At 67.5% G+C, this 18860-nt stretch carries 19 protein-coding genes and 1 pseudogene; 11 read left to right on the top strand and 9 right to left on the bottom strand.

What is annotated here, in order from left to right; genetic code table 11:
- Nucleotides 1–13: 13 nt before the first annotated feature.
- The 3 genes from C9E82_RS18445 to C9E82_RS18435 all read right to left on the bottom strand — a co-directional run bounded on the left by C9E82_RS18445 (nucleotide 14) and on the right by C9E82_RS18435 (nucleotide 2555).
- Entirely contained in the window at nucleotides 14–856 is an 843-nt protein-coding gene (locus tag C9E82_RS18445) for a transglutaminase-like domain-containing protein (protein ID WP_119897987.1), read from the bottom strand.
- Nucleotides 856–1278, bottom strand: coding sequence for an OsmC family protein (locus C9E82_RS18440; protein ID WP_170162062.1), 423 nt, complete (start codon nucleotides 1276–1278; stop codon nucleotides 856–858). Before C9E82_RS18440 ends, C9E82_RS18445 begins: the two co-directional genes overlap by 1 nt.
- A 74-nt stretch (nucleotides 1279–1352) precedes the next feature.
- Nucleotides 1353–2555 (bottom strand): deoxyguanosinetriphosphate triphosphohydrolase, encoded by a 1203-nt coding sequence (locus C9E82_RS18435; RefSeq protein WP_119897988.1) that lies wholly within the window; start codon nucleotides 2553–2555, stop codon nucleotides 1353–1355.
- Between the two features lie 83 nt (nucleotides 2556–2638).
- On the opposite strand from C9E82_RS18435, the gene C9E82_RS18430 reads away from it, so the two are divergent.
- The 3 genes from C9E82_RS18430 (at nucleotide 2639) to C9E82_RS18420 (ending at nucleotide 5888) form a co-directional block, all read left to right on the top strand.
- A complete protein-coding gene (locus C9E82_RS18430) occupies nucleotides 2639–2962 on the top strand; it encodes a HesB/IscA family protein (RefSeq protein ID WP_119897989.1) in 324 nt (107 codons plus the stop codon).
- 80 nt (nucleotides 2963–3042) lie between these two features.
- Nucleotides 3043–3828, top strand: a complete 786-nt coding sequence (gene xth, locus C9E82_RS18425; protein WP_119897990.1) for an exodeoxyribonuclease III — start codon at nucleotides 3043–3045, stop codon at nucleotides 3826–3828.
- 227 nt (nucleotides 3829–4055) lie between these two features.
- Nucleotides 4056–5888 (top strand): Hint domain-containing protein, encoded by a 1833-nt coding sequence (locus C9E82_RS18420; RefSeq protein ID WP_122449352.1) that lies wholly within the window; start codon nucleotides 4056–4058, stop codon nucleotides 5886–5888.
- A gap of 8 nt (nucleotides 5889–5896) precedes the next feature.
- Here the strand turns inward: C9E82_RS18420 and C9E82_RS18415 are convergent, their stop codons facing one another.
- From C9E82_RS18415 to C9E82_RS18405, 3 genes are all read right to left on the bottom strand, one after another.
- Nucleotides 5897–6784, bottom strand: a complete 888-nt coding sequence (locus tag C9E82_RS18415) for a cation diffusion facilitator family transporter (protein ID WP_119901068.1) — start codon at nucleotides 6782–6784, stop codon at nucleotides 5897–5899.
- Between the two features lie 155 nt (nucleotides 6785–6939).
- Nucleotides 6940–7263 carry a hypothetical protein gene (locus C9E82_RS18410; RefSeq protein WP_119901069.1) on the bottom strand — a complete coding sequence of 108 codons (324 nt, stop codon included), beginning with the start codon at nucleotides 7261–7263 and terminating at the stop codon, nucleotides 6940–6942.
- 124 nt (nucleotides 7264–7387) lie between these two features.
- Nucleotides 7388–9163: an extracellular solute-binding protein gene (locus C9E82_RS18405; RefSeq protein WP_240643709.1), complete on the bottom strand. Its 1776-nt coding sequence runs from the start codon at nucleotides 9161–9163 to the stop codon at nucleotides 7388–7390.
- On the opposite strand from C9E82_RS18405, the gene C9E82_RS25095 reads away from it, so the two are divergent.
- Entirely contained in the window at nucleotides 9126–9296 is a 171-nt protein-coding gene (locus tag C9E82_RS25095; protein WP_244936044.1) for a hypothetical protein, read from the top strand. The two genes, C9E82_RS18405 and C9E82_RS25095, sit on opposite strands and share 38 nt — an antisense overlap.
- A 212-nt stretch (nucleotides 9297–9508) precedes the next feature.
- Nucleotides 9509–10291 (top strand): 3-hydroxybutyrate dehydrogenase, encoded by a 783-nt coding sequence (locus C9E82_RS18400; protein WP_119901071.1) that lies wholly within the window; start codon nucleotides 9509–9511, stop codon nucleotides 10289–10291.
- 284 nt (nucleotides 10292–10575) lie between these two features.
- On the opposite strand, the gene C9E82_RS18390 is transcribed toward C9E82_RS18400, so the two are convergent.
- Both C9E82_RS18390 and C9E82_RS18385 read right to left on the bottom strand, forming a co-directional pair.
- A complete protein-coding gene (locus C9E82_RS18390) occupies nucleotides 10576–10962 on the bottom strand; it encodes a baeRF12 domain-containing protein (RefSeq protein ID WP_122449350.1) in 387 nt (128 codons plus the stop codon).
- Nucleotides 10963–11012: 50 nt separating this feature from the next.
- A complete protein-coding gene (locus C9E82_RS18385; protein WP_119898927.1) occupies nucleotides 11013–12215 on the bottom strand; it encodes a pyridoxal phosphate-dependent aminotransferase in 1203 nt (400 codons plus the stop codon).
- A gap of 76 nt (nucleotides 12216–12291) precedes the next feature.
- On the opposite strand from C9E82_RS18385, the gene C9E82_RS18380 reads away from it, so the two are divergent.
- Nucleotides 12292–12615, top strand: coding sequence for an FAD assembly factor SdhE (locus C9E82_RS18380; RefSeq protein ID WP_240643592.1), 324 nt, complete (start codon nucleotides 12292–12294; stop codon nucleotides 12613–12615).
- A 101-nt stretch (nucleotides 12616–12716) separates the two neighbouring features.
- Entirely contained in the window at nucleotides 12717–13241 is a 525-nt protein-coding gene (locus C9E82_RS18375; RefSeq protein ID WP_119898901.1) for a MarR family winged helix-turn-helix transcriptional regulator, read from the top strand.
- A 99-nt stretch (nucleotides 13242–13340) separates the two neighbouring features.
- Here C9E82_RS18375 and C9E82_RS18370 read toward each other — a convergent pair whose 3' ends face one another.
- Nucleotides 13341–13769 carry a VOC family protein gene (locus C9E82_RS18370; RefSeq protein WP_119898902.1) on the bottom strand — a complete coding sequence of 143 codons (429 nt, stop codon included), beginning with the start codon at nucleotides 13767–13769 and terminating at the stop codon, nucleotides 13341–13343.
- A 187-nt stretch (nucleotides 13770–13956) separates the two neighbouring features.
- On the opposite strand from C9E82_RS18370, the gene thyX reads away from it, so the two are divergent.
- The 4 genes and pseudogenes from thyX to C9E82_RS18350 form a co-directional block, all read left to right on the top strand.
- Nucleotides 13957–14868 carry an FAD-dependent thymidylate synthase gene (thyX, locus tag C9E82_RS18365; protein WP_119898903.1) on the top strand — a complete coding sequence of 304 codons (912 nt, stop codon included), beginning with the start codon at nucleotides 13957–13959 and terminating at the stop codon, nucleotides 14866–14868.
- Between the two features lie 167 nt (nucleotides 14869–15035).
- Nucleotides 15036–16394, top strand: a complete 1359-nt coding sequence (locus C9E82_RS18360) for a class I SAM-dependent methyltransferase (protein ID WP_119898904.1) — start codon at nucleotides 15036–15038, stop codon at nucleotides 16392–16394.
- Between the two features lie 133 nt (nucleotides 16395–16527).
- A complete protein-coding gene (gene yghX, locus C9E82_RS18355; protein ID WP_119898905.1) occupies nucleotides 16528–17415 on the top strand; it encodes a YghX family hydrolase in 888 nt (295 codons plus the stop codon).
- 1103 nt (nucleotides 17416–18518) lie between these two features.
- Nucleotides 18519–18860, top strand: a pseudogene (locus tag C9E82_RS18350) (transposase); the annotation flags it as partial.

Raw genomic sequence — 18860 nt, 5'->3', positions numbered from 1 at the left:
CGCCCGGCGGGGATCAGGCAAGGCGCATTCCGTCCAGCTGGTTGCCCGCCTCGTCCACCGGGTGGCACCAGACGGTGAATTCCTCCAGCCGGTGCTGGCCGAAGCTGTTCAGCAGCGGCACGTCGGTGGCGTCGCGCCCGCGCGCAACGACGACGCGGCCGATGCGGCGCTGGTTGTTGCGCGGATCGAAGGTCCACCACCTGCCGCCCAGGAACACCTCGATCCAGGCGGCGAAATCCATCGGGTCGGGGACGGGCGGCACGCCGATATCGCCCACATAGCCGTTCACATAGCGCGCCGGGATGTTCAGCGCGCGCAGGAACCCCAGCGCCAGATGCGCGAAGTCGCGGCAGACGCCGACGCATTCGCGATTGGCATCCGCGGCCGTGCGGGTGGCGCAGGCCTGCTGATAGTCGAAGCGCAGCCGCTGGTGGACATAGTCCACGACCTGGCCGACCCGGTTCCAGCCCGGATCGAGATTGCCGAAACGGTCCCAGGCCTCCTGGCTCAGCAGGTCGGTTTCGACATAGCGCGAACCGTTGAGATACAGCAGGACATCGTCCGGCAGCGCTTCGACCGGCCATTCGGCGGCGGCTTCGTCGGCCGGGTCCTTCCGGCCGCTGTCCTGCAGGGTGACGTCGCCGCGCAGGGTGAAGCGGCCCGCCGGCGCGATCATGCGCCGGCAGATATTGCCGTAAAGGTCGAAATAGCTGTGGACCGGGACCTGGGGATCGGTCTGGACCAGCTCGGGGCCGGTGAAATCGCCATGCCGCGCGACATGCGGCGTCACCAGGCAGATCAGCGGCGTGTCCTGCTCAGCCTCGATGGTGATCTCGTGCCCGATCCGGATCAGCATCACGAGACCGTGGCGTCCATCGTGACTTCCGCATTCAGCAGCTTCGAGATCGGGCAGCCCTCCTTGGCCTTTCGCGCCAGTTCCTCGATTTCGGCCTTGTCGCCTTCGGCGCTGATCGTGGTGGTCAGATGCGCCTTCTTGACGGCGAAGCCCTCGCCCTCCTTGTCCAGCGAGATGGCCGAGACCGTGTCGATCCGCGCCCCGGTGATCCCGGCCTGTTCCAGCATCATCGACAGCGCCATCGAGAAACAGGCGGCATGGGCGGCGCCGACCAGTTCCTCGGGATTGGTGCCGGGCTTGTCCTCGAAGCGGGTGTTGAAGCCATAGGGCTGCTCGGACAGCGCCCCCGACTGGGTCGAGACCCGCCCGGTGCCGTCCTTCAGCCCGCCTTCCCAATGCGCCGAGCCCTTGCGGGTGATCATGGTGCAATCCTCCTGTTCCGTTGACTCCAGCCTAACGCGGCCGGGGCGGCGACGGTTCAGGTCATTGCCATTTATCAGCCGGGTTGCGCCTGCTGCGCGCCGAACAGGCGCTGATGTTCGGCAATGGCGTAGCGGTCGGTCATCCCCGCCACGTAATCCAGCACCACGCGGGCACGCTGGGTCCGGTCCGGGGCGGCCAGGGCGATGGAATGCCACTGGGGGGGCATCTTGCGGGGATCGTCCAGGAACAGCGGGAACAGATCGTTCAGCATGGCGGTGGCGCTGCGCCGCTCGACCACGACCGAGGGGGCGCGATACATGCGCGTGAACAGGAAGGACTTGATCGCCTTGATGTTCTGATAAAGCGGCTTGGAAAAGCGGATGATCGGCCCGTCCATGTCGCGGATCTCGTCGACGGATTGCGGCTGCAGCCCGGCCAGCCGGTTCTGGGCCACCGCGATCACGTCCTCGACCATGACGCCGAAGACGCGGCGCAAGGCCTCGTGGCGGCGCCGCATCCGGTCCAGGCCGGGATGCAGCCGGTCCACCTCGGCGAAGGCCGGGCCGATCACCGGCAGCTCGGCCAGTTCCTCCTCGGTGAACAGCTCGGCGCGCAGCCCGTCATGCAGGTCGTGATGGTTATAGGCCACGTCGTCGGCCACGGCGGCGACCTGCGCCTCGGCGCTGGCATTGGTGTGCAGCTCCAGGTCCCATGCCGCGTTCACCTCGGCCAGGGCATAGGGCAGCGGGGCGGGGATCGGCTGGCCCATCGCGTCGCGCTCCAGCACCCGGCCGTTATGCTTGGCGATGCCTTCCAGCGTCTCCCATGTCAGGTTCAGCCCGTCGAAATCGGCGTAATGCCGTTCCAGCCGGGTGACGATGCGCAGCGCCTGGGCGTTGTGGTCGAAGCCCCCGTAAGGCTCCATCAGCGCGGCCAGCGCGTCTTCGCCGGTATGGCCGAAGGGCGGGTGGCCCAGGTCATGGGCCAGCGCCACCGCCTCGGCCAGGTCGGTGTTCAGGTCCAGCGCGCCGGCGATGGTGCGGGCGACCTGGGCTACCTCGATCGTGTGGGTCAGGCGGGTGCGATAATAGTCGCCGCGATAGGCCTCGCCGTCATGCTCGACGAAGACCTGCGTCTTGTGCTTCAGCCGCCGGAAGGCGCTGGAATGGATGATCCGGTCGCGGTCGCGCTGCCATGGGCTGCGGAAGGTGGACAGCTGCTCGGCGTGCAGGCGGCCGCGGCTGTGGTCGGGCTGGCAGGCATAGGGCGCGGTCATGGAGCTCCTTTGAGGGCCGTTCCTTGCGAGGGATGCGCGGGCAACCTATATTCACCGCGCACGGACGAAAACGGGAACGCCCCATGAACCTGCCTCCGAAAGTCACCGAACGCGCCTTTGCCCGCCTGGCCGAGATCAACGAGGGCGGCGATACGCGCCCCCTGCGGGTGGCCGTTGCCGGCGGCGGCTGCTCGGGTTTCCAATACGACATCCGGCTGGACCGGGCCGAGGCCGACGACCTGGTGCTGGAAGGCGCCGGCCAGGCCGTGGTCGTGGACCCGGTCTCGCTGCCCTATCTGGCCGGGGCGGTGATCGACTTCTCCGACGAGCTGATCGGCGCGCGTTTCGTGATCGACAACCCCAATGCCAGCTCCAGCTGCGGCTGCGGGACGTCCTTCTCGATCTGAGGCCCATGACCTGAGGCCCGTCTGGCCTTGCGGGCCGAAATCCCCTATGCCTGCGCCATGTCTGGCAGGCGGGGGCGGCAATGAAGATCGCGACATTCAACATCAACGGCGTCAAGGCGCGGATCGAGGCGCTGAGCCACTGGCTGGCGGGCGCCAATGCCGATGTCGTGGTCCTGCAAGAGATCAAGTCGGTCGACGAGGGCTTTCCGCGCGCCCATTTCGAGGACCTGGGCTGGACGGTCGAGACCCATGGCCAGAAGGGCTTCAACGGCGTCGCCATCCTGTCGCGCTTGGCGCTGGAGGACGTGACCCGCGGCCTGCCGGGCGATGACGCGGACGAACAGGCGCGCTATATCGAGGCCACGGTGATCGGCCAGCGCGCGGTGCGGATCGCGGGCCTCTACCTGCCCAACGGCAATCCGGCGCCGGGGCCGAAATACGACTACAAGCTGGCCTGGATGGAGCGGCTGCGGCTGCGCGCGGCCGAATTGCTGGCCAGCGAGATGCCGGTGGTGATGCTGGGCGACTACAACATCATCCCCGAGCCCCGCGACGCCGCCAACCCGGCGAACTGGGTGGAGGACGCGCTGTTCTTGCCCGAAAGCCGCGCGGCCTTCCGGCGGATCCTGCACCAGGGCTGGACCGACGCGATCCGCATCCGCGATCCCCACGCCACGCGCGGCCCCTTCACCTTCTGGGACTATCAGGGCGGCGCCTGGAGCCGCGACGACGGCATCCGCATCGACCATCTGCTGCTGTCGCCGCAGGCGGCGGACCTGATGATCGAGACCGAGGTGGACCGCGAAGCCCGCGCCGGCGAGAAGCCAAGCGACCATGTGCCGGTCTGGCTGCGGCTGGACGCCTGAAAGCCCGACCCGGCCTGCCGGTTTCCCTGCCATCTTTCGCCTGAGATATCCAGGGTAACCTATGGTTTTCCTTACTATTTGCTCTATTTGTCTGCGATATTAACCTATTGAGATATGGTTAACGCCGTGACACAATCACAAGGAGAGTAATCGGACCTTGGCGTTCAGATTCGACAGGTAACCAGTGCTGTTCCGATCCGCAGAACCACCTTCTCGGATGAAACGACATGGCTGTCAGAATCGTCGATCCTGCATCGCAGGAACTGGTCCATCTCGCCTCGGTCGACGTGAAATTCTCGGGCGCGCATCTGGGCGGCGGGATCTATTTCAGCGCCAACCACAATCCGACGCCGGGCGGTGCCGCCGACGCGGTGCCCCAGAGCAGCCTGATCGGCCAGGCCGAGCGGCACCTGACCACCGAGCTGGACTATACCCTGCCCGCCGACAGCTCGACCTGGGGCGCCTATCGCGAGGACACGAATTTCGACGGGGTGCCCGACAACGTGCTGGCCGGGTTCGACATGAGCCTGCATGTCGGCGCGCGGCTGAGTTCGGGCGAATTCTATGCCGGGCCCTCGGCGCCGCTGCTGATCGCCAATGATCCCGACGACCTGTTCGGGATGGTCACGGTCACCGGCTATCCCAATGCCAGCGTTTCGCTGGACAAGCAGAACGGCACCCTGCACGAATCCACCGGCTGGCTGTCGCCGAGGGCGCATATCGAGCAATGGGTCGGCGAGGATCAGGGCGGCTATTTCCACATCACCGGCGCCGAGATCCTGGGCGGCATGAGCGGCGGCGCGACATTCCTGGAATTCGACGTCGACGGCGACGGGGCGACCGAGACCTATCTGATCGGCTCGATCGCGCGGGCCGGCAGCTTGCGCCTGCCGGGGCAGGAGCCGTTCTTCAGCGCCAGCGCGACCTCGTTCTCGCCCCATTACGCCGATCTGGCGGCGGCGATCGAGGGGCTGGAAGGCGACGCGGCGCGGGTGGCGGATGATTTCGGGCGCATGGTGCTGATGTCGGCGCAGACGCCGGGCTCTGCGCTGACCACGGTGCAGGGGCAGTTCTTCCACGAGGATATCTATGGCGGGGTCAATGACGACCTGCTGCTGGGCGGCGGCGGCGACGATCGGCTGTTCGGCGGCGCCGGCAACGATACGCTGGACGGGGGCGAGGGCTCGAACACGCTGACCGGCGGGGCGGGGGCGGACCGCTTCACGGGCGTGGGCGTGAATGGCGGCGTGGACCTGATCACCGATTTCAACCCCGACGAGGGCGACGTGATCGACCTTGGCACCTCCTTCGCGACGCTGGACGAGGTGGTCGCGGCCTCGCGCGAGGAGTCGGACGGATCGGTGGTCATCACCCTGCCGGAAGCGGCGGGCAGCGGGCGGATCCACCTGCCGGGCATGACGCTGGAGAACCTGCGCGGCATCCATCTGGACGTGGTCTGCTTCACGGCGGGCACGCTGATCGCCACGCCCGCCGGGCCGCGCCCGGTCGAGGAGTTGAAGCCGGGCGATCCGGTGCTGACGCTGGACGGGCAGGCGCGCCCGCTGCGGGCGATTCGCGACCGGCGGCTGGGGCATGACGAATTGCGCGACCGGCCCAACCTGTGGCCGGTCGTCATCGCCGCCGGCGCGCTGGGGCCGGGCGTGCCGCAACGCGATCTGGCGGTCTCGCCCCAGCATCGGGTGATGGTGGACAGCGCGATTTCGCAGCGGATGCTGGGCTGCCCCTCGCTGGTGGCCGCCCGGCGGCTTCTGGTGCTGCCCGGCGTCACCCAGCCCCGGCCCGAGGGCGGGACGCGCTATCTGCACCTGGTCTTCGACCGGCACGAGGTCCTGTCCGCCAATGGCTGCTGGAGCGAGAGCTTCTATCCCGGCAGGCAGGCGATGGCGGCATTGCCCCCGGCGCTGGCGCGGGAATACCGGATGATCTTTCGCGACGAGGCCGCGCGCAGCCCGCGCCTGCCCATCGTCGAGGGGCCGAAGGCGCGGCAGATGCTGGCGCGCCACGCGAAGAACGCCCGGCCCTTGCAGCAACCGGCCTGAACCGCCGCTCAGATGACCAGGACGCCCGAATGCTTGGCCTTGTGCTCGGGCTCGACATGGATGGTGATCTGCGCCTCGGGCAGCTTCGCCTGCAGCGATTGCTCGATCCGGTCGCAGATCGCATGGGCGTCGTCGACCGTGGTCTGGCCGTCCACGACCAGGTGAAAGTCGATGAAGGTCACCTGGCCGGCATGGCGGGTGCGCAGGTCATGGGCCTCGATGGCGCCGGTCGCGCGGTCCGAGATGATGTCGCGGATCTGCTGCAGGGTCTTCTCCTCGACCGCCTCGTCCATCAGCCCGCTCAGCGAATGCGCCGTGACCTTCCAGCCCTGCCACAGGATATGCAGCCCGACCAGCCCGGCCAGGATCGGGTCCAGCACCGTCCAGCCCGTCGCCACCGCCAGCAGCACGCCGCCGATCACCCCCACCGAGGACCACACGTCGCTGAGCAGATGGTGCCCGTCCGCCTTCAGGGCCGGCGATTTCAGCGCCCGGCCGCGCGTGATCAGCACCCAGGCCCAGAACGCGTTCAGCGCCCCGGCCGCGCCGTTGATCATCAGCCCGGCCATCGGCGCCTCGATCGGGCGGGGCGCCATGAGACCGTGCCAGGCCTCGCGCATGATCAGCAGCGCGGCGATGATGATCATCACGCCCTCCAGCACGGCGCTGAAGAACTCGGCCTTGTGATGGCCGTAGGGATGGCCCCGGTCGGCGGGCTTCGCGGCGACGCGGATGGCGATCAGGGCGGCGATGGCGGTGGCCACGTTCACCGTGCTTTCCAGCGCATCCGACATCAGCGCGACCGATCCCGTCAGCCACCAGGCCAGCGTCTTCAGCGCAAGCACGACCAGCCCGACCACGATGCTGCCGATGGCGATCCTGAGAGTCATGGACAAGGGATTGCGTTCCTTCCGCCTGTTTCAGCCAGGCCGGCGGGCCTTGCCCCGTCTTACCCGCAGCGGCGCCCCGGCTTCAACCACCCGCGACGGCCCAAAAAGCCGGCGCCCGGTCGCGGGACCGGGCGCCTGGGCATCGCGGGGCCGCGGGGGCGTCAGTCCTCGTCATCGCCGCCGAAGCGGTCGTCGTTGGCATATTCGTCCTCGCCCTCGGGGACGTATTTCGCGGACAGCGCGATCGAGTGATTGTCGTGGATCGGGTCCATCACGACGTCCGAGGGGATCTCTCCGGCCAGCCATTCGCGCAACTCGTCGCGCACCTCGTCGGTTTCCTGGCCGGTGACTTCGGCCAGATAGGCGATGAAGGCGCGCTGATCGCCGTCGATCTCGTCCAGCTCGGCCTCGTCGATTTCGGGCCATTTGTCGGCGATCGCCTCATAGAAGGCGGGCCAATTCTCCTGAACGTGGCGCCACTTCATCAATAACCCCCTCCGATGCCCCTCTGGGCCCACATCGCGACGCCAGTGATGTCCTCACCCACCCCCGCGACGGTATTGCACCCGGCAAGCATCGCGCATGCCAGAACCACCAAAACTGCTGCTCTCATTTTTCTGCCTCCTGCCACCAGGTCTCGGGCAAGAAGCCCGGCCAGTCGCCATATAGCGTTTTCCGTTCAGGATAATGCAGCTTGGCCGAATGAGCCAGACGCGAGTTTGGCGAAAAGCTGACCGGGATCACGTGGCGCCCGGCGGTCAGCACCCGGTCCAGCGCCCGGACGGCGGCGGTGAAATCCTCGTCGCTTTCGGCATTCACCATCGCCTCGATCATCGCCTCGGCGGCGGGGCTGTCCATGCCCATCCAGTTGCGGCTGCCCGGCTGCTCGACGCCCGCCGCGCCCCAATAGAGCAACTGCTCGTTGCCCGGCGACAGCGACAGGCCGCGTTCGAACCAGGTCATGTCGAACTGGAAATTGTTGGTCCGTTCCACGAATTGCGCGGCATCCAGCAGGGTGACGCGCGGGGTGATGCCCAGATGGCGCAGTGCTTCGGTATAGATGTCGACGATCTGCTGGGTTTCCGAGGCGGTGCGCATCGCGCTGCCGGACTGGTTCAGCAGGATCTCGAAGCTCAGCGGCCGGCCGTTGGCATCGGCCATGCGGCCGTCCTGGACGGTCCAGCCCGCCTCCTCCAGCAGCGCCAGGGCACGGCGCAGGCCGGGACGGTCCAGCGCGCGGTCGTTGCCCTCGGGCAGGGCATAGCCCTCCAGCGTGCCGGGCAGCAGCTGTTCGGCGAAGGGTTCCAGCAATTCCCGCTCGCGCCCCTCGGCCGGTCCGGGCTGCATCGCCAGCGCCGAATTCGAGAAATACGAGGTGATGCGCGGATCGACGCCGCCGTTCAACGTGTTGTTGATGAACTGGAAATTGAACGCCTCGATCATCGCCTGGCGGACGCGCCAGTCGGCGAAAAGCGGGTTGCGGCTGTTCATGACCAGGCCGATGATGCCCGAGGGGCGCTGATTGGGGATCTCGGCCTTCAGCGCCTGGCCGCTGGTGATGCGGGGAAAGTTGAACTCGGTTTCCCATTTGCGCGAGGACAGCTCGCGCCAGATGTCCACCTCGCCGGCCTTGAAGGCCTCGAACATGGCATTGGCATCGCCGAAATAGTCGTAGCGGATCACGTCGAGATTGTGCAGCCCGCGGTTCAGCGGCAGGTCCTTGCCCCAATAGTCGGGATTGCGGCGGAAGGTGATCGAGCGGCCGGGATCGACGCGGTCGACGACATAGGGCCCCGAGCCGATCGGCGCCTCCAGCCCCGATTGCGCGAAATCCTTGCCCTCCCATTGCGCCTTCTTCAGCACCGGGCGCAGGCCCATCAGCATCGGCAATTCGCGGTCCTTCGTGTTGAAGGTCAGCCGCAGCTTGCGTTCGCCGGTCTGCTCGATCGTCTCGACCTTGGACCAGGCGCCGTGATAGCGCGGATGACCCTGGGTCCCCAGGGTCTGATAGGACCAGATCACATCTTCGACAGTGACGGGCGAACCGTCCGAAAACCGGGCCTCAGGGCGCAGCGTGAACTCGACCCAGCTGCGTTCGGAATCGGTTTCGACCGACTCGGCCAGCAATCCGTAAAGCGTGAACGGCTCGTCCAGAGAGCGATACATCAGTGTCTCGGCCAGGTGCACGCCGACGCCCCAGGCGGCGTTTCCCTTCAGCACCCAGGGCTTCAGGGAATCGAATCCCCCCGGTTCGGCCAGGCGAATCGTGCCGCCCTTCGGGGCCTGGGGATTCGCATAGGGAAGCGACTCGAAGCCCGCTGGCAAGGCAGGTTCTCCATACATAGCAATGCCATGGGCGGGCTCGGCGAGGCTTGTCAGCGGCATTGCTGCAACAGTCGAAACGACGGCGAAAATCCGCAAGAACCTGCGTTTGATCGCGCTTTTGTTAGGGATTTTGAAGATTCGCATTGCCCGCTGCCTCGTTGTTCTTCATTTCGCCGCGATTTCAACAGGCTGAGTCCGGGGGCGTCAATGGCGGCCCGAAGAACAGCCTTGGACTCGGACGGTCGTTCGCGTATAAATGCCTTACTGCTCGATAGGTTTCTTGCCTGTATGAAACCTGCCTCATGACTTGCGCCCGCCTTGTGCGGGCGCTTTTTTTTGCCCATCCTCGCCCCCGCATGGCGGCCCCGATGACGGCCCGCCCGACACGCAGCCAGGGAGAGTGCGATGTTCGAGAAGTTCCTTGAAGGCAAGACCGCGATCGTCACCGGATCGAATTCCGGGATCGGCCTGGGGGTGGCGCGGCAGCTGGCCAGGGCCGGTGCGGACCTGGTGCTGAACAGCTTCACCGACCGGGACGAGGATCACGCGCTTGCCGCGGAACTGGCGGCCGAACATGGCGTGACGGCGCGCTATATCAAGGCCGACATGTCGAATGCCGGCGAATGCCGCGCCCTGGTCGAGCAGGCGGGCGCCTGCGACATCCTGGTGAACAATGCCGGCATCCAGCATGTCGCGCCGATCCAGGATTTCCCGGCCGAGAAATGGGACGCGATCATCGCGATCAACCTGTCCTCGGCCTTCCATTGCACGGCGGCGGCGCTGCCCCTGATGCGCAAGGCGGGCTGGGGGCGGGTGATCAACGTCGCCTCGGCCCACGGGCTGACCGCCAGCCCCTACAAGTCGGCCTATGTCGCGGCCAAGCATGGCGTGGTCGGCCTGACCAAGGTCACGGCGCTGGAATGCGCGCGCGAGCCGATCACCTGCAACGCCATCTGTCCCGGCTATGTGCTGACCCCGCTGGTCGAGGCGCAGATCCCGGACACGATGAAGGAATACGGCATGAGCCGCGAAGAGGTGATCGAGAAGGTGATGCTGGAGCGCCAGCCCTCGAAGGATTTTGTCACCGTCGAGCAGCTGGGCGACACCGCCGTCTTCCTGTGCAGCGAGGCGGCGGCCCAGATCACCGGCACCACGATCAGCGCCGATGGCGGCTGGACGGCGCTGTAGGGCATACGGGCATGGGCGGGCGGGGGCTTCGCGAACGCTGGTCGGCCTGGCTGGAGCGCTGGTCGCAACGCCGGGCCGAGAAGAACCGGCGTTTCAAGATCCCCTGCCATCTGACCTCGGATCCTGATCATCCGCCCCCTGGCGATGATCCGGGCGCGGGGCAGGCGCCGCGCGAAGATGGGGGCCGGGGCGCGCGATAGGCGAACGCCGCCCGTTTCGGGCGGCGTGCCTGCGGCGCGGGTATTTGGACAACGAAGAAGCGGCCGGAGGCGGGGATCGGGGGGCTAGGCCAGCGCCGCCTCGATGGTCTTCACGTCGGCATTGGTCAGCGTCTTGGCGATTTCGCGTTTCAGGCGCTGTTCCAGTTCCTTGTGATATTTCTTGCGCATCTCGCCCAGGGTCGAGGGGTCGGCGATGATCGCCAGTTCCTCGACCTTCTGCTTGAGGACCAGCCCGTTCAGGTGATCGGCCAGCCGCGCGGCGAAGGCCGCCTCGTCGATGTCGCGCGAGGAATTCTCGACCAGTTCGCCATCGGTCAGGTCCTGCTGGGTCAGCCGGCGGGTCTCTTCCAGCTCCAGGCCGTGCCTGGCGCGGTTGCGCAGCAGGATGGCGCAATGGCCGTCGGCCACCACCACCAGGGCGTTCCGGGCAAGGGCTTGGGGGGACAACATCTCGTCTCCTTCTGTCTGCTCGTGCCCTTGGGAAACGCCCGTGCCCCGGATCAGTTGCAGCCCTCGCAGAACCGGCGGATTCGCGCCACCGCCTCGGCCAGCTGCTCGTCGCCGGTCGCGTAGGAGATGCGGAAATGGGGGCTGAGGCCGAAGGCCGCGCCGAAGACCACGGCGACGCCGGTTTCTTCCAGCAGCGCATTGGCGAAGGCCTCGTCGCTGTCGATCCGCGTGCCCGCGGCCGAGCTCCGCCCGATCAGCCCGGCGATCGAGGGATAGACATAGAAGGCGCCCTGCGGGGTCGGGCAGGCGATGCCGGGGCATTCGTTCAGCACGGCCACGACCAGGTCGCGGCGGCGCTGGAACACGGCGCGGCTGTCGGCGATATAGTCCTGCGGGCCTTCCAGCGCCGCCTCGGCCGCATATTGGCTGATCGAGCAGGGGTTGGAGGTCGATTGCGACTGCAGCTTGGCCATCGCCCGGATCAGCATCTCGGGGCCGGCGCCGTAGCCGATGCGCCAGCCGGTCATCGCATAGGCCTTGGAGACGCCGTTCATGGTCAGCACCCGGTCCTTCAGGCGCGGCTCGACCTGGGCGGGGGTGACGAAGTCGAACCCGTCGAAGACCAGGTGTTCATAGATGTCGTCCGACAGCACCCAGACCTGCGGGTGATCCAGCAGCACATCGGTCAGCGCCTGCATCTGCGCCCGGTCATATCCCGCGCCCGAGGGATTCGAGGGCGAGTTCAGGATCAGCCATTTCGTCCGGGGCGTGATCGCGGCGGCCAGCGCCTCGGGGGACAGGCGGAAGCCGTCCTCGATGCCGCATTCCACGATGACCGGCCGGCCGCCAGCCAGCAGCACCATGTCGGGATAGCTGACCCAATAGGGCGCGGGGATGACGACCTCGTCGCCCTCGTTCAGCGTCGCCACCAGCGCGTTATAGAGGATCTGCTTGCCGCCGGTGCCTACCGTCACCTGCGCGGGGGCGTAGTCCAGCCCGTTCTCGCGCGCGAATTTCGCGGCGATGGCGCGTTTCAGCGAGGGGGTGCCGTCGACGGCGGTATAGCGCGTATGACCCTGGTCGATGGCGGCCTTCGCCGCCTCGCGGATATGGGCGGGGGTGTCGAAATCGGGCTCTCCGGCCGACAGGCCGATGATGTCGCGCCCTGCGGCGCGCAGTTCCGCTGCGCGCGTGGTCATGGCGATGGTCGGCGACGGCTTGACCCGCGCCAGCCTGTCCGAAAGAAAGCCCATGATGGCGCCCCCGCTGATGAAAACCCGATCGAAGGCATAAGCCCTCGGGTCCGGATCGGCAAGCAAGGGCGCGGCGATGAAAGGAGCAGTCGCGATGGCCGAGGAAGAGACGCGGGACATTCGCTTGCGGCGCCTGCGGATGCGCAGCTGGCGGCGCGGCATGAAGGAGATGGACCTGATCCTGGGGCCGTTCTCGGACGGGCCCCTGGCCGAGCTGTCGGCGGCCGAGCTGGACGGCTATGAGCAGCTGCTGCAGGAAAACGACCAGGACCTGTATCTGTGGATCACCGCCCGCATCGGCGCGGGCGACAAGCCGGCGGGCCCGGCCGGGCTTGCCGCGCTGCTGGAGCGGATCGCGGCCCATGCGGCCGAGCGTTTCGGGGGGCCGCGCCGGTCCTGAGGTTGGGGGGTGCGGGACCATCTTCGCGGCCATTAACCGAAGATTCGGTTTTCTGGGCCATAGTGCCTGGAATGAGACGCAAGACTGGACCCACACCCGCCATGCTATCGCACATCCCCCAGGCAAGCCGCGCGCCGACCCAGGCGCCCGCAGCCGACCACGCGCCCGAAACCACCGAGGCCTATCTGGAAACGCTGCAACTGCTGGAGCGGATGCACCGGCTGATGCTGGATCTGGTGAAGGACGAGTTCGAGCGGCTGCGGCGCAACGACCTGACCCCGGTGCAGGCCCTGCTGCTCTACAACCTGGGCACGGCCGAGGTGACGGCGGGCGAATTGCGCTCTCGCGGGATGTATCAGGGCTCGAATGTCAGCTACAACCTGAAGAAGCTCGTCTCGATGGGCTATGTCAGCCATGAACGCTGCGACATGGACCGCCGCTCGGTCCGGGTCCGGCTGACGCCGCAGGGGCAGGAGGTGCGCGACATCGTGCGCGAGCTGTTCATGCGCCATGCGGAGGGGCTGTCGATGTCCGGCGTGCTGGACGACCCGCCGATCGAGATGGTCAACCTGCAGACCCGCCGGATCGAACGGTTCTGGACCGAGCAGATCCGCTATATCTACTGATCGCGGCCCGCGGCGGGGCTTGCCCCGTTCCCTCGGCGCTGCCGGGGCCGCGATGGGGCGGCGCGCCTTTGTGTGAGGGGGCGCGCCGCCCTGATATTGCTACCAGTGGCCGGTATTCTCCATGCTGGCCCAGGGTTCCTGCGGGGGCAGGGAATCGCCCTCCTGCAACAGCTCGATCGAGACGTTGTCCGGGCTGCGCACGAAGGCCATGTGCCCGTCGCGCGGCGGGCGGTTGATGGTCACGCCGGCATCCATCAGCTTCTGGCACAGCTCGTAGATATTGCCGACCCGATAGGCCAGGTGGCCGAAATGGCGGCTGTCCGAGGGCAGGCCCTCGTCGCCGTCCCAGTTCCAGGTCAGCTCGACCGGGCATTCCGGCTGGCCCGGAGGCGCCATGAAGACCAGCGTGAAGCGGCCCTTGTCATTGTCGATGCGCCGCGTTTCCTCCAGCCCCAGCAGCCTGAAGAACGCCATCGTCCTGTCCAGGTCCTGCACGCGCACCATGGTGTGCAGATAGCGGATTTCCATCATGCTCTCCTTCGTTCCGGCGGCCAGACTGCCACAGCCGCCCCCGCTAGGCAAACGCAGCCCAGGCAAACGCATCGCCCCGCGCGGCGTTCCCACCCGCAGGTCCGACCGCGGGCTGCCGGATCGGGGTTGAACGACTCGGGAGGCGGTGGCACAAGATCATGTGCACTCTCAGGGACGAACCACCATGAATACGCCAGTCACCCCCGAACAGCAGGCCGAAATCGACGCGCTGCGCCAGGCGCCGGGCCAGACCCTGCGCGTGGTGTCCGAGGGGATGGAGCGGCATCTCTATACCGCCCATCCGGTGCTGGATCACGGTTTCGTCCGGGTGATCGACTATATGGGCGACGATGCGGCGATCTGCCAGGCGGCGCGGGTCAGCTATGGGCGCGGCACCAAGTCGGTGCAGAACGATCAGGGGCTGATCCGCTACCTGATGCGGCACTGGCATTCGACCCCCTTCGAGATGTGCGAGGTCAAGCTGCACGTCAAGCTGCCGGTCTTCGTCGCCCGCCAGTGGATCCGCCACCGCACCGCGAACGTGAACGAATATTCGGCGCGCTATTCGATCCTGGACCGCGAATTCTACATCCCCGCGCCCGAGCATCTGGCCGCCCAGTCCAGCGTCAACAACCAGGGCCGGGGCGAGGTGCTTGAGGGCGAGGAGGCGCAGCGCGTCCTGGCCCTGCTGCGCGAGGATGCGATGCGCAGCTACGACCACTACGAATCGATGCTGAGCCAGGACGGCCAGCAGGGCCTGGCGCGCGAACTGGCGCGGATGAACCTGCCCGCCAATATCTATACCCAGTGGTACTGGAAGGTGGATCTGCACAATCTTCTGCATTTCCTGCGTCTGCGCGCCGATCCCCATGCGCAATACGAGATCCGCGCCTATGCCGAGGCGCTGTGCGGCATCGTCGCCGACTGGGTCCCCGCCGCCTTCGCCGCCTTCCGCGACTATCGCCTGGACGCGGTCAGCCTGTCCGCCCAGGCCGCCGCCGTGCTGAAGCGCCGCCTGGCGGGCGAGGTGGTGACGCAGGAAGACAGCGGCATGGCCGCGCGGGAATGGCGGGAATTCGTCGAGGTCTGGGGCTGAACGCGGCGATCCCGCCGGAAGCCGCCCGACTGCCCGGCGGCTTCTGCACCCACGGCAAGCGCAGGGGCCGGAGATTCCGGCATTTGTTTCCGAGTGATTTTCTATGATATGACGCCCCATGACCGGCGCGTCACCCGGAACAGCGCCGTTTCCCTTCAGGAGCGCCCATGACCCGCGACCCCGCACAGGACTATTTTCGCGGGACCGCCTATCCCGCCTTCTTCCACCGCGAACAGGCACCGGCCTGGATCGCCTCGGTCGCGGCCGCCCTGGGCCGTGCCGCGCCCGATCCCGCCCGCGCGCGCTGGTGCGAGATCGGCTGCGGGCAGGGCTATGCCGCGGCGGTGCTGGCGGCGGCCAATCCGGGGATGCGCCTGACCGGCATCGACATCGACCCCGGACATATCGAGACCGCCCGCGCCCGCGCCGCCGCGGCGGGGCTGGAGAATCTCGATTTCATCTGCGGCGACATCCGCGATCCCGGCCTGGTGGCGGGCGAATTCGACTATATCGTGACGCATGGCGTCCTGTCCTGGGTGGGCGATGCCGTGCGCTCGGCCATCGCGGATTTCATCGCCCGGCACCTGGCGCCCATGGGCATCGCCGCCGTCCATTACATGAGCGAGCCCGGAGGCGCCGCCTTCCGCGCCTTCCACGAAGTCTTCCGGTCCGTCGCCCACAGGCCCGATCCGGTGGCCGAGGGCCTGCGCGCGCTGAGCGCCATGCGTGATGCCGGGGCCGGCTTCTTCCAGCTCTATCCCCATGCCGGCCCGACGCTGGACAAGCTGCTGGCCGATCCGCCCGCCTATGTCGCGCATGAATATCTGAACGCGGTGTTCCGCCCGCTGTCCTTTCGCGAGGTGGCCGGGCTGTTTTCCGCCGCCGATCTGGGCTGGATCGGCAGCGCCACCCCGATCGAGAATATCGACGCGGTCTCGCTGCCCGCTGATGCCGCCCAGGTGATCGCCCCGATCCGAGAGATCGCGCTGCGCGAGACGCTGAAGGACATGGCCCGCAACCAGGCGCTGCGCTACGACCTGTTCGCCCGGCCTGCAGCGCCGCTGGACGGTCCCGCGCATCTGGACCTGCTGCGGCGCTGGAGCTGGCGGCTGCTGCCGGGTGCGCCCGCGCCGGGCGGGCTGGTCTTCCAGACCCGCATCGGCCCGGTCGATGGCGACGCGCGGATCTTCCGGCCGCTGCTGGCGCGGCTGGGCGAGGGCCCGGCCGGCTTTGCCGAGCTGGAGCGGATCCAGCCTTTCGCGGGCCGTCCGGGCCTCTTGAACCAGGCATTGCAGACGCTGCTGTGGTCGGGTGCGGCGCATCCGGTGCTGCCGGTCGGCGACCCGGCGCCCTCGGCGCGGCTGAACCGGCATCTGCTGGCCGAGCGGGCGCGGGACCAGGCGGTTCCGGCGCTGGCCTGCCCGGCCCTGGGATCCGGCCTGGCCTTCGGTGTCGCGGATCTGGACGCGCTGGCGGCGGGCCGCGCCGAGCGGGACCTGCGCCAGCTGACCGCGCTGAAGGGCTGAGCCGCGGCCCCCGATCACGGCATGATGATCGGCTTCCCGGCTGGATGGGCCGAAAAGCGGCGACGCGAAAGCGCATGCCGGGGCGGTTCTGTGGCAGAATGGCCCCAGCCGCAGGACAACAGGGAGCGATGAGATGACCAGATTGACCGCGAAGGATTTTCCGCAGGAGCTGCTGGAGCTTTACGATTTCTACGCACATGGCCGTATCACCAAGCGTGAATTCCTGGACCGTGCCGGCAAGTTCGCGGTGGGCGGGCTGACCGCCACGGCGCTGCTGGGGATGCTGCGCCCGAACTATGCGCTGGCCCAGCAGGTCGCCTTCACCGATCCCGATATCGTCGCGGAATACGTCACCTATCCCTCGCCCGAGGGCCACGGAGAGGTGCGCGGCTATCTGGTGCGGCCCTCGGGCGCGGCGGGCCCGGTGCCGGGCGTGGTCGTGGTGCATGAGAATCGCGGCCTGAACCCCTATATCGAGGATGTCGCCCGCCGCCTGGCCAAGGCGGGTTTCCTGGCGCTGGCGCCGGACGGGCTGAGTTCGCAGGGCGGCTATCCCGGCAATGACGACCGCGGCCGCGAATTGCAGCAGCAGGTCGATCCGACGCTGCTGATGAACGATTTCTTCGCCGCCATCGACTGGCTGCTGGCCAGCGATATGACCACCGACAAGGTCGGCATCACCGGCTTCTGCTATGGCGGTGGGGTGTCGAACGCGGCTGCGGTGGCCTATCCCGAGCTTGCCGCGGCGGTGCCCTTCTACGGCCGGCAGGCCCCGGTCGAGGACGTGCCGAGGATCAGCGCCCCGCTGCTCCTGCATTTCGCCGAGCATGACGAGAACGTCAACGCCGGCTGGCCCGCCTATGAGGCGGCGCTGCAGGCGCATGGCAAGACCTACGAGGCGCATGTCTATCCGGGCACCAATCACGGCTTCCACAACGATTCCACCCCGCGCTATGACGAGGAAGCCGCGGAACTGGCCTGGCAGCGAACCCTCGACTGGTTCGAACGCTGGCTGAGTTGAAGGGGCGGGGCGAGAACCTCACCCCATGTGTGCCCCCGCCGCTTGACCGCATTGGCGGCGGGGCGGTGTTGGTTCAGGACGCCGCGCCCGATCTCCGTCCGACCGCGGGGTAAAGGATGCGGTGGGCCCTCATGCGGGCACCCATGCCCCCTCCGCAGGCCACGGCGAATTCGCTGTTGGGTTTCACAGGCGCGCGGGCGGCCTGCTCGCCCCTGCTCCTGCGTCAGGGCGGAGTTGCCAGCAGCAGTGCGGACAGACGGCAGTGTGGTGTTCTCTGAACGCGCAACAATGGGCTGGGACAGGAGCCACATGCGCCTCATGGTATGGCCGATCATCAGCATCACCGGTGGAGGCTGCGCGATCAGCCCGACATCGCCAACGCCGCGCGAGGGGCAAGCAGCACGCCCGCCGCACGGCCCAGAACGATGCGGCCGCCCGCCATGATCCAGCCAAGCGGCATGTCACCACATCCGGATCGACATCGCGGCCCGCCCAACCGAACAGCTCATGCCCCGCTCCGAATGGGTCCGAAGCCAGCGGCAGGATCATCTGCCCCGGCACGAGCCGGGTCAGCAACAACCGCGACCTGGAGGCCCCGCATGGCTGGTGGGTGGGGACGGAAGATGCGGGCTTTTTCCGATCCCGCGCTTGGCGTGCTGCGCATCGACGGCTGCGACGGCAGACCGCTGGCGATCCTTGTGCATTCATCCATCGCGGACGGTTCCGAACGGGCGGACGGTCGATCTCGCAGGGGCGGCGGCGCGGCCATGTCGAGGCCCGTTGCGGCGCGGGCACCGTCGCCCTGTTTCTTGCCGGCGCGGCGAGCCACCGGGCGCCCTGTCTCCAGGCCAGCCGCCATGTCGTGAACGACCACGGCAGCGCCGGGCGCATCGGCATCCATGAGGCGGGTCTCATTCTCGTCAACGGGTCGCGGTGCCCCGGCTTGGCTGCACGCAAGTCTCGGCCATCGTTGAACAGGCAGGCAAGAACGGCGGTCCGTTCATCGAAGCCATGGTGGAAAAGGGGCCGCCATCTACATCGTGTTGACAAAAGGGCTTCCCCCGGCCTGCGACCTCTGCTTCAAGCTCATCACTCCGTAGGAGATGATCTTGGCGCGCAACCTGATATCCGACGATGAGTGGGCCTTCTTCGAGGGCTTCATTCGTGCCGTCCGGCACCCGAATGGGCGGAAGCCTGCGGATCATCGTCTTGTTCGGGATGGTGTTTTCTGGAGTGAGGCGTGAGCCGCCACCGGTCCGAGGCCGCGCCGAACGCGAACCGGCGCGCCTTGGCGTGACCTGCCCCAGGAGTTCGGCAGGTGGTCGTCGGTCTACCGCCAGTTCCGTCGCTGGACCCTCGCGGGGCTGTGGGAGGATATCCTGGACGCGGCTCGAACCATGCGGGGATCGCGCCAGACAAGCTTCGGATGGTCGACAGCACCGTGA

The organism is Paracoccus sigandri, from assembly GCF_003709565.1.
Taxonomy (GTDB): Bacteria; Pseudomonadota; Alphaproteobacteria; order Rhodobacterales; family Rhodobacteraceae; genus Paracoccus; species Paracoccus siganidrum.
Note: the sequence above shows the minus strand (reverse complement) of the source record. Positions and strands in the feature narration are given on the sequence as shown.

What these genes read in the sequence shown, in the direction of transcription:
- C9E82_RS18445 (WP_119897987.1), bottom strand. Translation starts at nt 856, where the DNA reads ATGCTGATCCGGATCGGGCACGAGATCACCATCGAGGCTGAGCAGGAC.
- C9E82_RS18440 (WP_170162062.1), bottom strand. Translation starts at nt 1,278, where the DNA reads ATGATCACCCGCAAGGGCTCGGCGCATTGGGAAGGCGGGCTGAAGGAC.
- C9E82_RS18435 (WP_119897988.1), bottom strand. Translation starts at nt 2,555, where the DNA reads ATGACCGCGCCCTATGCCTGCCAGCCCGACCACAGCCGCGGCCGCCTG.
- C9E82_RS18430 (WP_119897989.1), top strand. Translation starts at nt 2,639, where the DNA reads ATGAACCTGCCTCCGAAAGTCACCGAACGCGCCTTTGCCCGCCTGGCC.
- xth (WP_119897990.1), top strand. Translation starts at nt 3,043, where the DNA reads ATGAAGATCGCGACATTCAACATCAACGGCGTCAAGGCGCGGATCGAG.
- C9E82_RS18420 (WP_122449352.1), top strand. Translation starts at nt 4,056, where the DNA reads ATGGCTGTCAGAATCGTCGATCCTGCATCGCAGGAACTGGTCCATCTC.
- C9E82_RS18410 (WP_119901069.1), bottom strand. Translation starts at nt 7,263, where the DNA reads ATGAAGTGGCGCCACGTTCAGGAGAATTGGCCCGCCTTCTATGAGGCG.
- C9E82_RS25095 (WP_244936044.1), top strand. Translation starts at nt 9,126, where the DNA reads ATGCCATGGGCGGGCTCGGCGAGGCTTGTCAGCGGCATTGCTGCAACA.
- C9E82_RS18405 (WP_240643709.1), bottom strand. Translation starts at nt 9,163, where the DNA reads ATGCCGCTGACAAGCCTCGCCGAGCCCGCCCATGGCATTGCTATGTAT.
- C9E82_RS18400 (WP_119901071.1), top strand. Translation starts at nt 9,509, where the DNA reads ATGTTCGAGAAGTTCCTTGAAGGCAAGACCGCGATCGTCACCGGATCG.
- C9E82_RS18390 (WP_122449350.1), bottom strand. Translation starts at nt 10,962, where the DNA reads ATGTTGTCCCCCCAAGCCCTTGCCCGGAACGCCCTGGTGGTGGTGGCC.
- C9E82_RS18385 (WP_119898927.1), bottom strand. Translation starts at nt 12,215, where the DNA reads ATGGGCTTTCTTTCGGACAGGCTGGCGCGGGTCAAGCCGTCGCCGACC.
- C9E82_RS18380 (WP_240643592.1), top strand. Translation starts at nt 12,292, where the DNA reads ATGAAAGGAGCAGTCGCGATGGCCGAGGAAGAGACGCGGGACATTCGC.
- C9E82_RS18375 (WP_119898901.1), top strand. Translation starts at nt 12,717, where the DNA reads ATGCTATCGCACATCCCCCAGGCAAGCCGCGCGCCGACCCAGGCGCCC.
- C9E82_RS18370 (WP_119898902.1), bottom strand. Translation starts at nt 13,769, where the DNA reads ATGGAAATCCGCTATCTGCACACCATGGTGCGCGTGCAGGACCTGGAC.
- thyX (WP_119898903.1), top strand. Translation starts at nt 13,957, where the DNA reads ATGAATACGCCAGTCACCCCCGAACAGCAGGCCGAAATCGACGCGCTG.
- C9E82_RS18360 (WP_119898904.1), top strand. Translation starts at nt 15,036, where the DNA reads ATGACCCGCGACCCCGCACAGGACTATTTTCGCGGGACCGCCTATCCC.
- yghX (WP_119898905.1), top strand. Translation starts at nt 16,528, where the DNA reads ATGACCAGATTGACCGCGAAGGATTTTCCGCAGGAGCTGCTGGAGCTT.